Source organism: Acinetobacter sp. GSS19 (assembly GCF_028621895.1).
Lineage (GTDB): Bacteria > Pseudomonadota > Gammaproteobacteria > Pseudomonadales > Moraxellaceae > Acinetobacter.
Genome location: NZ_CP117520.1, coordinates 1,674,319 through 1,688,079 on the forward strand (window position 1 = coordinate 1,674,319; position 13,761 = coordinate 1,688,079).

Consider the following 13,761-nt stretch of genomic DNA (forward strand, 5'->3'; position numbering starts at 1 on the left):
GAAAGATCATGGTCGATATTGCCAATACCATTTTAGGAAAAATTGTTGATCGTAAAGTCGAGGAACTTGCCGCCCGTCGCCAGCAACGCAGTTTGCAGGATTTGGAACAGCTCGCACAGGCCGCCACGCCTGTGCGCGGCTTTGCCAAAAGCTTACGCAGCAAGCGTCCGGGAGTGATTGCCGAAATTAAAAAGGCCTCCCCATCGAAAGGCGTGATCCGGGAAAATTTCAACCCGGCTGAAATTGCCGAACAATATGAACGCGCGGGTGCTGCCTGTTTGTCTGTTTTAACCGATATCGACTTTTTTCAGGGCGCCGATGAAAACATCCAGATCGCCCGCAGTCATTGTTCACTGCCTGCTTTGCGCAAAGACTTTTTGATTGATCCATACAATGTGGTGGAAGCACGCGCCTTGCATGCCGACTGTATTTTATTGATTGTGGCGAGCCTGTCTGATCAGCAACTGGAAGAAATGTCGAAAACCGCTTTCGAGCATCAGCTTGATGTACTAGTGGAAGTGCATGATGAAGAAGAGCTCGAACGTGCATTAAAACTCTCTGAACGCTGCCTGCTCGGTGTGAATAACCGTAACCTGAAAACCTTTGAAGTGGACTTGCAGAACTCCATCCGCCTAAAAAACTTATTGCCGAAAGAACGTGAACTGATCACGGAAAGCGGTATTGCCACACCGGCCGATGTCGCCCTGATGCAGGAACACGGCATCCACAGCTTCCTGGTCGGTGAAAGCTTTATGAAACAGCCGCGTCCAGATGAAGCCTTCACTGCCCTGTTTGGTCATCCACAAAACGTTTAAATGTGAGTGCTATGAGTAAAAAAGATTCAGTGCTTTCTAAAGAGCAGCAAAATTTATTGAAGCAGTTTAAAAAGCAAATCTCTAGTCCCCATAGCAGCACACGGGCAGCACAGCAGGAGTCGAAAAAGACCTCTGCTGGCGCTGAAGAAACGGATGATCTGGATCTGTTTAAAAAAGCCCTACAAGGGGTGAAACCGCTACAGAACAGCAATATTGCCCAGGTCAAGCCGCCTGTACAGCGCAAGCTTGATGCACAAACTCTGGCAAAACGCGCAGCTGCCGAAGGTCCGCAAGAAGCTGAACTGACTGAACTATCGGATACGCAAGCCATGCTGAATCCCGTTGCCAGTCAAGCCAGCCTCAGTTACCGGATCGCGACCTTGCAACACCGGGTGTTTGAAGATCTGAAAGCTGGAAAATTGCGCTGGTTTGAAGCGGTGGATCTGCATGGATGTACTGTCGAACAGGCACGTGCTGCTGTGCTCCAGATCATTCAAATGGCGAAAGACGCCAACGAAAATGTGATTAAAATCGTCCATGGTAAAGGTCCGGAAGCGATTTTAAAAACCTACGTCAATGGCTGGTTGCGTCAGCATCGTGATGTGTTGGCTTTCGTCAGTGCACCGGAAAATCAAGGTGGAACAGGTGCGGTGCTGGTTCTGCTCAAGCGTGCCGAAAAAAATCCCAAGCACAAACAATAATCGGCATTTCCTGCAATAGTCCGATTTTTGAGAGTTTTCTGGTACAATGCCGTCCTTGTTCAATCAGTGTAAGTGAACACGTCTTATGTCTATGCAGCAATCCTACGCAAATATTCTGACCGCCGTTGGTGAGGATCTCAATCGTCCTGGCCTCAAAGATACCCCTGTGCGTGCTGCAAAAGCGTTTTCCTATCTGACTTCCGGGTATAACCAATCCCTTGAAGAAGTGACCAACAATGCGGTATTCCCTTCGGATAACCGGGAAATGGTACTGGTCAAGAACATCGAATTCTATTCGCTTTGTGAACACCATTTACTTCCATTTTATGGACGTGTGCACATCGCTTATTTACCAGAAGGTCAAGTTCTGGGTTTGTCCAAATTTGCCCGCATTACCGAAATGTTTGCACGTCGTTTGCAAATTCAGGAAAACCTGACCCAGCAAATCGCAGAAGCCGTGGTAGAGGTTACCGGTGCACGTGGTGCAGCGGTCGTGATTGACTCCGCACACATGTGCATGATGATGCGCGGTGTCGGCAAACAGAATTCAACAACACGTACGGTGTCATTCCTCGGTGATTTCAAAACAGACAAAGATGCCCGTCGTGAATTCTTGAGTGCCGTTCCAGAAAGCTATTAAGTCGAGTGTTGCGCCATGTCATCCATCTGGTTAGCAGGTCAAGGTTTAACCCAAAGTGAGGTTTCTGTAGACTATCCACGTCCGGATCGTCTGGTTAAAGGCAATCCGCAACGCCTGACCTTTAGTTTGTATGAACATCCCCATATGAACTGTGGCATCTGGCAATGTGAAGTTGGTGCTTGGAATATCCAGTTCGCCGACAATAAACAGGAATTTTTCCAGGTAATCGAAGGTGTGGTACGTCTGCATGACCGTGAAACTCAGACCTTTGTTGAGATCACGGCAGGTGACGCAGGTGTAATTCCTCCTGGCTTTGTCGGCACCTTTGAAGTGGTTGAAGCCGTTAAAAAATATTATGTAGTGGTGGAAGCGTAGTCCTTAGGGAAATGCTTCTTCAATGCTGGGTCAGTTATACAGTCTAGAAAAACCACGCATAACCTAAACCAAATTTGCTCCAATTTTTTCCCTTTTGCTGTTCAAATTGTCCATTCAAACGCAGCGCATGATTTGCATTCAGACTGTATTGCAGTTGTGTGTTCAGTCTGAAATTCCACTGCTGCTGATCTTCCCAATACGGCAGTTCCACTTGCACTAAACTATTCCAGTGCGGTGACCACTGGTTCATACAGCCCAGCGTCGGTCCCATGCCGAAACGCCAGCCGCGCTCTAGGTTTTTGCCAGCTTGGATATAACTTTGTAATTGTGCATAGCAGAGATGCTGCCGCGCATGATCGGCCCAGCTATAGCCCAACTGAGTCTGCACACTGGCAACGCCATGTTGTTCATGTTCACTAAACTGCCCGGCCTGTACCGCTTCCTGCTGCCAGCTAAAGTTGAAGCCCCAGCTGAGCGGTGTTTTAAAGGGCTGTACCGGGTTATAGGCATTCACGGACAACAGATCGAATTGTTCCAGCTTGAGCTCATCTTTGCGCACTTGCAGATTGCCCTGTAAAAATAACAGTTGTGTCCCAAAACGATAACCGGCCTGTGGGTCGAGTAGATCATGGTAGGCCTGACGCTGTCCCAATTCAACAAAGCTATCCCCTTGTACTGTCCCAGTATTCAAGCTCAGCATCCGCGCATCATGCCCTTGGGTTGGATCTTTGGTGGGACGTTGCGGTTCCTGCCGCTGCCGTTCAATGGCTAACTGGCTACGCAAACTCAGCAATTGGCGTAAACGCGGCTGCGCAAAAGCGGTTTCGACCTGACGTGCCACAAACTGCAAATACAGATCATCGTAGGCCATTTCCAGAATTTTTGCCCGCTCATCCACTGCATATTCAGCCAACAATGAAGCCATCTCCGATTGTTCAGCAAAGGCAACTTTATGCGCCACTTTAGCTAGATGATGGCCATGCTGTCCGGCTTGAGACAACAATTGCGTTTCCAAAGCGGGACGATACACCGTGTCTTTGACCAGTCCTTGTTGCTGCATGGCTTTCAAGGTTTGAATCGGAATCGAAGCATGTTTGAATTGCTGCTGCAGATTGGCTTCGGGACGGACAAGATCAATCAGACCTAGCAAACGGTAAGCACAGTTATCACTGACAAAGTAATAAGGAAAACTGACCTGCTGCATTTCCCAGATATGTTCGACCAGAAAACGCGTTTCATCTGGACTTAAATTCAGCTCATATTCCCATAAATCCCGGCTTTCGAAATCGCCATACTCCTTGACCTTGCGGTAATACGGCATTAAGGAATACTCACCTGGATATTGCCCGGTCAAGCCCTTCCAGGCGTAGGCCCAATTATCCTGATCATGAACCGTTGCCGCATAATTGACCGCATACGACACCAGGTTCAGCTGTTTTTGATCTTTTGGATCAAGCCGCAACAAGGTATGGCCAAACATCGAGCTGGGATTGCCCATAAAGTCTGTCGCATAAATCAGCGTGGCTTTGTACGGTTTGATCTGTCCGATCCAGTCTGCCAATTGCGGGCACTGCACAACTGGCAGTTGCTGTTCAGAAATCTGCAGTTGTTGCATCAACCAGCGGCTGCGTGCTGGAAATTTACAGCGAATCGATTGATCCGGCTCGGCCGCTGAAAATAATGCCGCAATATCAGCCTGCATTTCCTGTTTTAAATTTTTCTGCCCATCTGTTGCCAGAAAATAACCCGCATAACTGACCTCACTCTTCCCTTTTTCATCTACATACATGAGACGTTGCCAAGTGATCTGCTGATCCAACTGGTGTTGCTCTGCCAGATGTTGATAATGCTGGATCTGTACTTGATCAAATGCAGTGGCATAAGCCATTCCGGATAGCATTAAGGTCAACAGTGCAACAATCGCTTTCATGACGCAAAGGATTCTCGTATTGGATATTTTTATAGGACTGATAGAACAAAACCCTGTCATCAAGACAGGGGTTGCATTCACATCACGATTATACGTATGCTTTCAACACGTCATCTTTAGCCATGACCGCTTGTAATGAAGCCAATACCTGTAAAGTATTCTGATTTTGAGTGGAATAAATCTCTGAGAAATTCTGTTTAGAAACCGCAAAGAAACGTGCTTTGTCTTCAGCCTTGATGCTCATCAACTCGGCCAATACATTCAGACTCTCACCTTGACCAACCGCCATATCACGTGCCAGCGACTCGGCATTTTCGTTGGTAAAGGCCACGACTTGCGCGGTCACAGTTCCACCCTGACGGCAGCCCAATGTACCGAAGGTGATCCCGAGTAACTGGTTAGAAAAAATATGGTTAGTGGTTGCTGCCAATACTTTTGGCAGGATGCCACGCTGACCTGCCCATACTTCAGAACCGACACCACAACCCACATCACTGTCGGCCATCGCGACAGAAGAACCCGCTGCAAGCACAGTCGCTAACAAAACTTTTTTCAACATGAAATTCTCCAATTTTTATCAAATGCTTATTATCTCTGTTTGTGTAAGTTTGATTACACTCCCGGCAGATTAACTGGATCATGCCATTTACACAATCACAAGGCGGGTACTTGTATCACAACTCCCATAAAAAAATTTCCCAAATGTGAACCCCGCCACAGATCAGCTCAGTTTCCATCTTCCCTGCGGATCACGCTGCCCCAGAATCTTCAGCACCAACACCAGACTCAACAGCAGCAACAAATACCATGAACCCAATTTGCCCCAGCCCACCATATGCCAGGCCTCGACCTGACTCGGATACAGCCAGATTTTATAAAAGGTACTGATATTTTCCGCAATCCAGATAATAAAAGCCAACACCAACAAGACCGGTAACATCGGCAACTGGATCGAATGTTGCTGCAAGCGGAAATGAAGCTTGGTTTTCCAGAAGATCACCACACTCCAGACAAACAGCAAATTGCGAATATCAGGAACAAAAAACTTGCTCATAAAGTTCAAGTAAGACAACAGCGCCAAGAGCAGCATATGGGCAAAACCGGGTAGCTTCTCAAAAGACACCTGATACAAGCGTAAAGAGCGGGCAAAAAAACTACCGACGGCCGAATACATAAAGCCGGCAAACAGCGGTACGGTCAGGATTTTAAACAGCGCGGGTTGCGGGTACTGCCAGGAGGCAATTTCAGGATGGGTCAAAAAGATTTCCATCACCATCGCCATCAGGTGAAATAAGGCAATGACTTTTGCTTCCGCCCAGGATTCCAGTTTTAAATACAATAAGCAGCACTGAATCACCAAGGCATAGATCAGCAGATAATCATAACGAAACAGGCCATAAAACTCCTGACTTCCCATCGGGGCAGTCAGGGCAAAAGCCAGCAACAATAGAATTCCAAATAAGGCAGCCGAAGCTGCCTTATAGGAAAATTCAAAAAATGATTTAAACCAACTAAACAAATGGATTACCCCAAATATTTAGCGCTGTATTCATGTACGGTATCGATAAAGACTTTTGGCTTGGCTGGATCGACCCATTGGGTGATGCCATGTCCCAAATTGGCCACATAACCGGTTTTTTCACCGTTGGCATAGGCATCATCCAGCATGGCTTTTACTGCTGTTTCAATCGTCGCAGGTGAACCATATAAAGTCGCTGGATCAAGATTACCTTGCAATGCCGCGCGTCCATTCACAGTTTGACGTGCAACATTTAGTGGTGTGGTCCAGTCCAAGCCAAAAGCATCAGCACCCGTAGCCACCATCGGTTCCAACCACTGTCCACCACCTTTGGTAAACAGAATCACCGGAATACGGCGGCCGTCTTTTTCACGTTGCAGGCCAGCCACAATTTTCTGCATATAATTTAGTGAGAATTCAAGATACTCACGGTGTGCCAACGCCCCGCCCCAGCTGTCAAAAATCTGGATGGCTTGTGCGCCAGCATCAATTTGCGCATTCAGATAATCCGTTACCGCATCGGCCAAACGATCAAGCAAGGCATGTAAAACTTCAGGCTGCGCATACATCATCTGTTTGGTAAAACGGAATTCTTTGCTGGAACCGCCTTCCACCATATAAGTCGCCAAAGTCCAAGGACTGCCGGAAAAACCGATTAAAGGCACTTGCCCGCCCAGTGCTGAACGAATGGTCGAGACTGCATTCATTACATAATCAAGATCAGCTTTGGCATTAAATGCAGGTAAATTCGCCACATCCTGTTCAGTACGTACAGTTTTATGGAATTTTGGCCCTTCTCCGGCTTCAAAGTACAAACCCAGTCCCAAGGCATCTGGCACGGTTAAAATATCGGAAAATAAAATGGCCGCATCCAAATCATAACGGCGTAAAGGCTGTAAAGTGACTTCACAGGCAAATTCGGTATTTTTACATAAAGAAAGAAAATCACCCGCTTTCGCTCGTGTTTCTCGATATTCCGGTAAATAACGTCCGGCTTGGCGCATCATCCATACCGGGGTGGTATCTACCGGTTCACGTAATAAAGCACGCAGAAAACGATCATTTTTTAGCGTTGTCATTTACTTTCTCGAAATCATTTTGACCTGCCCGCATCATAACAAAAAGGTTATAAATTTAATAATTTCTTCTATGTTTAAAAATACTGAATCGTGCGTCAATAAAAGTGATCTTTACACAAAACAACTACTGCATCTGCATTTAATTTCTGCAATACTTGGTTAGTTTTGTTTATACATATGAAGAATTCTTAAGGTTGAATTACATGTTCGTTCGCTCATTACTCGCTATGAGTTTAAGCTGCATCCTTGCAGGCACCTCCTTTGCCGCATCTACTGCTGAGCAACCCTTAAAGCCGCAAGTGATTCCTGCGGGGGCTGTGGAAGATCCAATTAATCCCTTAGCAGTTGACAACAACAGCACCTCAGCTGCATCAGAAACCCAGATTTCTCCACAGGAACAGCAAGAGTTAAATCAGGCTTCCAAGACGCTGCAGGATCTCAGTAAAACCGAAGATCAAAATGCAGCGATTGGTACTGCACCCGCAAAAAATAATGTCAACGCAGCACAAGTCAGCTGGACCCTCGACAGCCTCAATCAGGCTGACTGGTATGAAAATATTGGCAAAGGCCAGTTCCCCGTCTATGCACGTGCCCATGTCATGCTTAACAACCAGCATGCTTCACCAGGCGCGATTGATGGTATGAGCGGTAAAAATACCCTCAAAGCGATTGCTTCCTTTCAGCAAATGAATGGGATCAAACCGACCGGTGAACTGAGCAAAGAAACTTGGGATGCGCTGGTCGCCAAACAGACCCGTCCAGCCTTTGTGGAATACACCATTACCGAAGAAGACTTAAAAGGGCCTTATGCAGCATCGATTCCTTCAGATTATGCACTGCAAGCCAAGATGAAAGGTCTTTACTACACCCGCGTGACTGAAATGCTGGGTGAAAAATTCCACATGGATGAAGATTTTCTGAAGAAACTCAATCCAAAAGCCACCTTTAAAAAAGCGGGTGAAAAAATCATTGTTGCTAATGTGCGTAATGATTTGCCGGAAGATATTCATCTGATCGTGGCACATAAAGGTGCGAAACAGCTTTATCTGTTCAATAACAAAAACCAGATGGTCGGCTCTTTCCCAGCCACCATTGGTAGTACTGATACCCCATCACCAACGGGAACCTACAAAGTGACTGGTGTAGCGAAAAATCCGTGGTACAGCTATTCACCGAGCAACTTTGTCCAGGGGAATAACCTGAAACCACTATCCTTACCCCCTGGTCCAAATGCGCCAGTGGGCAATATCTGGATTGGTTTGAGTAAAAAATCTTTTGGTATTCACGGGACACCAAGCCCATCCACTATTTCTAAAACAGCATCCCATGGTTGCATCCGTTTAACCAACTGGGATGCCAATGACTTGGGCCGTAAAGTGCGTTCCGGCGTTACAGTACGTTTCCTTGAATAATCTGTAAGCTATTTAAAAAACCACCGCAAGGTGGTTTTTTTATACCAAATCCAAGAATTCTGAAGGATTCACACAGCAGGCCTTTACAAAACCCATGCTTAACGTTAATAACAAAGGAAATCTACGAAGAAAGGAAAAATGCCATGGGACAGTTCGCAGTCATTGGCTTAGGGAGTTTTGGTGCAACCGTTGCACGTGAACTTGCGGCCTCCAAACATGAAGTGATTGGAATTGACAGCGAGAAAAAATATGTAGAGGAACTGGCACAAGACCTCACCCATGCGGTCATTGCAGATGCCACGGATGAACGTGTACTGCGTGAGCTCAATCTGCAAAAATGCGATGCTGTCATTGTTGCGATTGGGGAAGACATTGAAGCCAGCATCTTATGTGTGCTGCATTTGACCAATATTGGCGTCAAAAAAATCTGGGTTAAAGCCAAAACCAAAGCCCACCACATGATTCTGTCTCATCTGCAAGTGGACAAAATCATCCATCCAGAAGAGGATATGGGCGTTCGTGTTGCACAGGCACTCAACTACCCGATTGTCAGCCGTTATATGCGGCTGGATCACGACCATTATATTGTCAAGATCATCATTGACAGCAAATTGCATGGTGTTCATGCCTTGGGTGTCACTCAAAATACCGAACAGATCAAAATCTTGCTGGTACAGCGTAATCTCACCATGTTCTATGAGGTACAACCGACCTTCCATTTTGAAGAAAATGATATTCTAATTTTAGAAGGTCCTCTGACTGAACTGAAAAAACTGCTACGCCGTTTTGAATAAACGCCAAGGATGATGATGCGTATTTTCGATTTTTCCCGGTTCAAAAATAAAACCATTAATCTTAGCCCACCGAAAATTTTGGCGTTAGGCTTTCTGAGTTTCATTATTGTTGGAACCTTAATGCTGAAAATGCCGCTGGCCACCACACACCCGATTAGCTGGATGGACGCCGTGTTCACCGCGACCTCAGCTGTTACCATTACGGGACTCGCTGTGGTGGATACCGGTTCAACCTACACTACATTCGGTCAAATCATGATTTTAGTGATGGTGCAATTTGGCGGTTTAGGCTTTATGACCTTTGCGGTGCTTGCAGCGATGAGCCTTTCTCCGCGTATTGGACTGAAACAGCAAGTTCGGGCACAGGATGCCTTGGGCCAAACCAGTCTGGCCAAAGTGTCGCAGGTCGCACAAAGTGTGGTGCTGTACACGCTATTTTTTGAAATCATCGGCGCGATGATCCTGACCAGCGTCTGGACACCACAAGTCGGCTTTATGCCGGCCTTATACCAAGCCATCTTTTTTAGCGTTTCCGCTTTTAACAATGCCGGTTTTTCACTCTTTTCTGATAGCTTGATGCAGTTTGAACATCAACCAGTAGTGCTATTCACCATCAGTACGCTGTCGGTCATCGGGGCAATTGGTTTTTTAATCCTGATTGACATTAAACAGAATAAACGCTGGTCGAAACTGCAAACCAACAGCAAGATTATTCTGGTCAGTATAGCATTACTCAATCTCATCGGCTTTCTGCTCATCTGGCTCTTAGAGATCCATAATCCTGCCACGCTCGGCGCATTACCGTTTGCCGATCAAGTGACGGCTGCCTGGTTTCAAGCCACTTCCCCTCGTTCGTCCGGCTTTAACAGCATCGACACCGCACAACTTTATCCTGCAACCAGCTTTATTATCATGTTGCTGATGTTTATTGGAGGTGGTTCACTCAGTACAGGCGGTGGCATTAAAGTCGGAACTTTTGTGGTTTTGGTGCTCAGTGTATTGGCATTTTTAAGGCGCTCAAGCGAAATCCGGATTTTCAATCATGCGATTTCACGCGAGCTCAGCATGAAAGCCTTGGCCGTAACCTTTGTCACCTTCGCGCTCATCACGGTGGGCAATTTTATTCTGCTGGTGCTGGAACCCCAACAGGACTTTCTTGATTTGAGTTTTGAAGCGGTTTCTGCAGCCTGTACTGTGGGGTTGTCACGTGGTATTACCGGCGAACTCAGTTCTGCCAGCCTGATGGTGCTCAGCTTTTTAATGTTTGCAGGCCGTCTAGGACCGCTAAGTCTGGTCTATTTAATTGCAACACCAAAAGAAAGCCGCCTGAAACATCCGGCAGCAGATATTCAGATTGGCTAATCATTTGTCCGTCTGAACAACAGAATAGACTTATGACTCGGGGAATCCCCATTCCACCGAGTTTAATCAGAACATAACAATAAACCGGATGCAGAGAACGCTATTCAGCCTCTGTTTTCCTAAAAACAGGATAACAATATGCAAACCACTCTCGATATTACCCCTGAGACCACACTAGGTGAACTGGTGACCTTTTTTCCAGCGATCAGCAGTCAACTCAATGCCTTACAAATTGACTATTGCTGTCAGGGTGAACGCAGTCTAAAAACTGCACTGCAAGATGCCGGTTTAGCACTGGATTTTATTGAAAAAATCCGGGAGGACTATCAAACCTTCCTCAAGCAGGCAGCACCCGAGGTTCTGATCACTGAGTTGTCGGATGCTCAACTGGTTGATCTGATCCTGCATGTGCATCACCAGCCGGAACGGGTGCTATGGAAAGAACTGGATGAACTGGTCAATAAGATTCTGCTGGTGCATTTCCAGCACGATCCGCAACTGCTGTTACAGCTGCATCGGCAGTTCAGTTTATTGAAACTGGAGCTCGAACAGCATTTTACCAAAGAAGAAAAAATCCTGTTCCCCTTGCTACAACAGCCCAGTAAAACCGAAGCGGACTGTGCACAGCTCAAGCAGCTGATACAGGAGTTGGAAATGGAACACGAGGCTGCCGGGCAACTGGTTAAACAGATCATTCAATTGACTGGACATTTTAGCCCGCCTGATTTCGCTTGCCCAACCATGAAACTGGTATATGCCAAACTGCATCAACTGACCGATGACCTGTTCCTGCATATTGCTAAAGAAAACAGTGTACTGTTTAAACGTTACTTCAGTTAGGCAGATCAAGATCTGTTTACCGTCATCATTCCTAAACCTGATCTGCTTTGAGCATCGTCACAATTTCGTCGACGGTGCTACGTGCCGTACGAGTGACCCCGATTAAAGTCGCTGAGGCTGCTCCTGTCCACTCGCCATAGCCCACCAGCCATAAATGGGGCTGCTTAACCGAACGTGTGCCTTCGAGTTGCACCGTATGATTGTCTTCAACCACACCAAGCGAAGCCAAATGCGTGAGTGCCGCTTTAAAACCGGTACACCAGATCACGGCATCTATTTTTTGTGATGTTCCATCTTGCCACACCACACCCTCTGAGCTAAATGCAGCAAATGGCGGCCGACTATGTAATACACCACGTGCTCGTGCTTCTTTAACAGAATCAATCATCACAATGTCGCCAAACCCACCAGGTAATTGTTGAATGCTACGCCCTTGCTGTTGTGCTTTCAGACGTTCAGTCGCCCTCAAGAATAGAACCCGCCCATCAACGTCATCCGGCAAGAATTGGGGAGGTGTGGACGTAATCCATAGAGTTTCAGCGACCTGCGACACTTCAGCCAAAATTTGTGCACCCGAATTGCCGCCCCCTACGATCATGACACGCTGACCTCGAAATGCCTCCGCGTTTTGATACTGGGCCGAATGCAATTGTACCCCTTGGAATTTTTCCTGACCGGGATAACAAGGAATATACGGATGGCTCCAGGTCCCGGTAGCACTCACCACAGCCTTGGCCTGCCAGCATTGTTCACCGGCATATACGCTCAGCATTGAACCATCGGCCTGCACACGATCAACATGGACCGGACGGATAATCGGAAAATGATAACGCTGTTCATATTGGGTTAAATAGCTCACCACTTCATCACGCGTGGGATAATTCTGTTCTGTGCCAGGCATCATCCAGCCGGGTAAAGAGCTCCAACTATTTGGAGAAAACAAACGTAAGGATTCCCACGCATGCAGCCAGGCTCCCCCTGCTCGCGGCTGGTCATCCAAGATCAGGAAAGAGAGTCCGCTACGTTTGAGGAAATACGCCGTTGCTAAGGCTGCTTGCCCACCACCAATAATAATGACATCTGTTATAACTGTTGACATGTTGCCCCCCTGCATCAGCCTGTCACCTTATTCAACCTGAAACACTATAGGATCACAAGCATAGCGCTTTATTTTTAGCAGCTTCTGGGATCTAGCATAGATCACCATACGCTGTGGTTGGTAAGGGATGTACTCGGCTTATAAACATGAGTAGTCTAGACTTATCACTGGCCAAGTTGTCTACCCGCTTGCTTTCAGACCATATGGCATTTGGAGTGGTTCATCACACAATGTCGTGCATAGTCCACAGATTCCAGCTGTACGGTAATATGCTGAAGATCAAAGCGCTCATGTAAACAATGATGGAGATGATCCAGCAACTCATCTGCAGGCTGAAGATGAGCATCATAAACAACATGAACGGTCAGCGCGTGTTCTTGGGTGCTCATGCTCCAGATATGCAGGTCATGCAAATCACTCACCGCCGGAATAGCCAACAAACATTCCTGTACCGCCGGTAAAGAAATATGTTCAGGGACACCATCAAACAGCAAATGCAAAGACTGATGGAACAAGGACCAGGTTCCCCAGATAATCAGCAGTGAAATAATGAGCCCAAGCACCGCATCAATCCACAACCAGCCTTGCCAAAGATACAAGGCACCCGCCACGACCACGCCTAGGGAGACGGCTGCATCGGCAGCCATATGCAAAAAAGCCCCACGAATATTCAAATCATGGGCGCTGTCTTTTTGAAACAGCCAAGCAGTCAGCGCATTCACCCCCACACCAATCGCTGCCACCAGCATCATGGTCGAGGCTTCTACGGGACTTGGAGTTTGAATACGTTGCAGGGATTCCCAAGCCAATACCAACATCGCCAATAGAATCAGTACGGCATTGATAAAACTGGCCAGAATCGAGGCTTTTCGCCAACCATACGTATGTCGCTGATTGGCATGGATACGTGCAGCACGATAAGCGGCCCATGCCAGTAACAACCCACCCACATCCGTCAAGTTATGGCCTGCATCCGCGAGTAATGCCATAGACCCCGCTTGCCAGCCATAAAAGGCCTCGATTAGCACAAAACCCAGATTCAGCAGAATCCCAATCGCAAAAGCACGACCATAATGAGTATGATTGTGCGCATGCGTATGTCCATGTGCCATGCTCTAGGGTGCTCCTGCAAGTACTTTAAGCAAGTCTTATCGGATTTTAAAGTGAAATGCAACCGAGGAAAGAAGAGAGGTGT

At 47.0% G+C, this 13,761-nt stretch carries 14 protein-coding genes; 8 read left to right on the forward strand and 6 right to left on the reverse strand.

What is annotated here, in order from left to right:
- Positions 1-8: 8 nt before the first annotated feature.
- The 4 genes from trpC (at position 9) to PGW99_RS08065 (ending at position 2,531) form a co-directional block, all read left to right on the forward strand.
- The gene (gene trpC, locus PGW99_RS08050; RefSeq protein WP_273777177.1) at positions 9-815 is read left to right on the forward strand and encodes an indole-3-glycerol phosphate synthase TrpC; all 807 of its coding nucleotides are present in this window, start codon (positions 9-11) and stop codon (positions 813-815) included.
- An 11-nt stretch (positions 816-826) separates the two neighbouring features.
- Positions 827-1,516 carry a Smr/MutS family protein gene (locus PGW99_RS08055; protein ID WP_273777178.1) on the forward strand — a complete coding sequence of 230 codons (690 nt, stop codon included), beginning with the start codon at positions 827-829 and terminating at the stop codon, positions 1,514-1,516.
- A gap of 91 nt (positions 1,517-1,607) precedes the next feature.
- Positions 1,608-2,156: a GTP cyclohydrolase I FolE gene (folE, locus tag PGW99_RS08060; RefSeq protein ID WP_273779476.1), complete on the forward strand. Its 549-nt coding sequence runs from the start codon at positions 1,608-1,610 to the stop codon at positions 2,154-2,156.
- Between the two features lie 15 nt (positions 2,157-2,171).
- Positions 2,172-2,531, forward strand: coding sequence for a cupin domain-containing protein (locus tag PGW99_RS08065; RefSeq protein WP_273777179.1), 360 nt, complete (start codon positions 2,172-2,174; stop codon positions 2,529-2,531).
- Between the two features lie 43 nt (positions 2,532-2,574).
- On the opposite strand, the gene PGW99_RS08070 is transcribed toward PGW99_RS08065, so the two are convergent.
- The 4 genes from PGW99_RS08070 to hemE form a co-directional block, all read right to left on the reverse strand.
- Complete coding sequence (locus tag PGW99_RS08070) at positions 2,575-4,461, reverse strand: Lnb N-terminal periplasmic domain-containing protein (protein WP_273777180.1); 1,887 nt, start codon at positions 4,459-4,461, stop codon at positions 2,575-2,577.
- An 88-nt stretch (positions 4,462-4,549) separates the two neighbouring features.
- Positions 4,550-5,020 carry a DUF3015 family protein gene (locus tag PGW99_RS08075; protein WP_273777181.1) on the reverse strand — a complete coding sequence of 157 codons (471 nt, stop codon included), beginning with the start codon at positions 5,018-5,020 and terminating at the stop codon, positions 4,550-4,552.
- A gap of 162 nt (positions 5,021-5,182) precedes the next feature.
- Positions 5,183-5,980, reverse strand: a complete 798-nt coding sequence (locus tag PGW99_RS08080; protein ID WP_273777182.1) for a DUF817 family protein — start codon at positions 5,978-5,980, stop codon at positions 5,183-5,185.
- A 5-nt stretch (positions 5,981-5,985) separates the two neighbouring features.
- Entirely contained in the window at positions 5,986-7,059 is a 1,074-nt protein-coding gene (gene hemE / locus PGW99_RS08085; protein ID WP_273777183.1) for a uroporphyrinogen decarboxylase, read from the reverse strand.
- Between the two features lie 203 nt (positions 7,060-7,262).
- On the opposite strand from hemE, the gene PGW99_RS08090 reads away from it, so the two are divergent.
- The 4 genes from PGW99_RS08090 to PGW99_RS08105 all read left to right on the forward strand — a co-directional run bounded on the left by PGW99_RS08090 (position 7,263) and on the right by PGW99_RS08105 (position 11,467).
- Positions 7,263-8,471 carry a L,D-transpeptidase family protein gene (locus tag PGW99_RS08090; protein WP_273777184.1) on the forward strand — a complete coding sequence of 403 codons (1,209 nt, stop codon included), beginning with the start codon at positions 7,263-7,265 and terminating at the stop codon, positions 8,469-8,471.
- A 143-nt stretch (positions 8,472-8,614) separates the two neighbouring features.
- Complete coding sequence (locus PGW99_RS08095) at positions 8,615-9,265, forward strand: potassium channel family protein (RefSeq protein ID WP_273777185.1); 651 nt, start codon at positions 8,615-8,617, stop codon at positions 9,263-9,265.
- Between the two features lie 15 nt (positions 9,266-9,280).
- Positions 9,281-10,627, forward strand: a complete 1,347-nt coding sequence (locus tag PGW99_RS08100; RefSeq protein WP_273777186.1) for a TrkH family potassium uptake protein — start codon at positions 9,281-9,283, stop codon at positions 10,625-10,627.
- 138 nt (positions 10,628-10,765) lie between these two features.
- On the forward strand, positions 10,766-11,467 hold the full coding sequence (locus PGW99_RS08105) for a DUF542 domain-containing protein (RefSeq protein WP_273777187.1): 702 nt from the start codon (positions 10,766-10,768) through the stop codon (positions 11,465-11,467).
- 31 nt (positions 11,468-11,498) lie between these two features.
- Here the strand turns inward: PGW99_RS08105 and PGW99_RS08110 are convergent, their stop codons facing one another.
- On the reverse strand, positions 11,499-12,566 hold the full coding sequence (locus tag PGW99_RS08110; RefSeq protein WP_273777188.1) for an ArsO family NAD(P)H-dependent flavin-containing monooxygenase: 1,068 nt from the start codon (positions 12,564-12,566) through the stop codon (positions 11,499-11,501).
- 194 nt (positions 12,567-12,760) lie between these two features.
- Positions 12,761-13,678: a cation diffusion facilitator family transporter gene (locus tag PGW99_RS08115; protein WP_273777189.1), complete on the reverse strand. Its 918-nt coding sequence runs from the start codon at positions 13,676-13,678 to the stop codon at positions 12,761-12,763.
- Between the last annotated feature and the right edge of the window lie 83 nt (positions 13,679-13,761).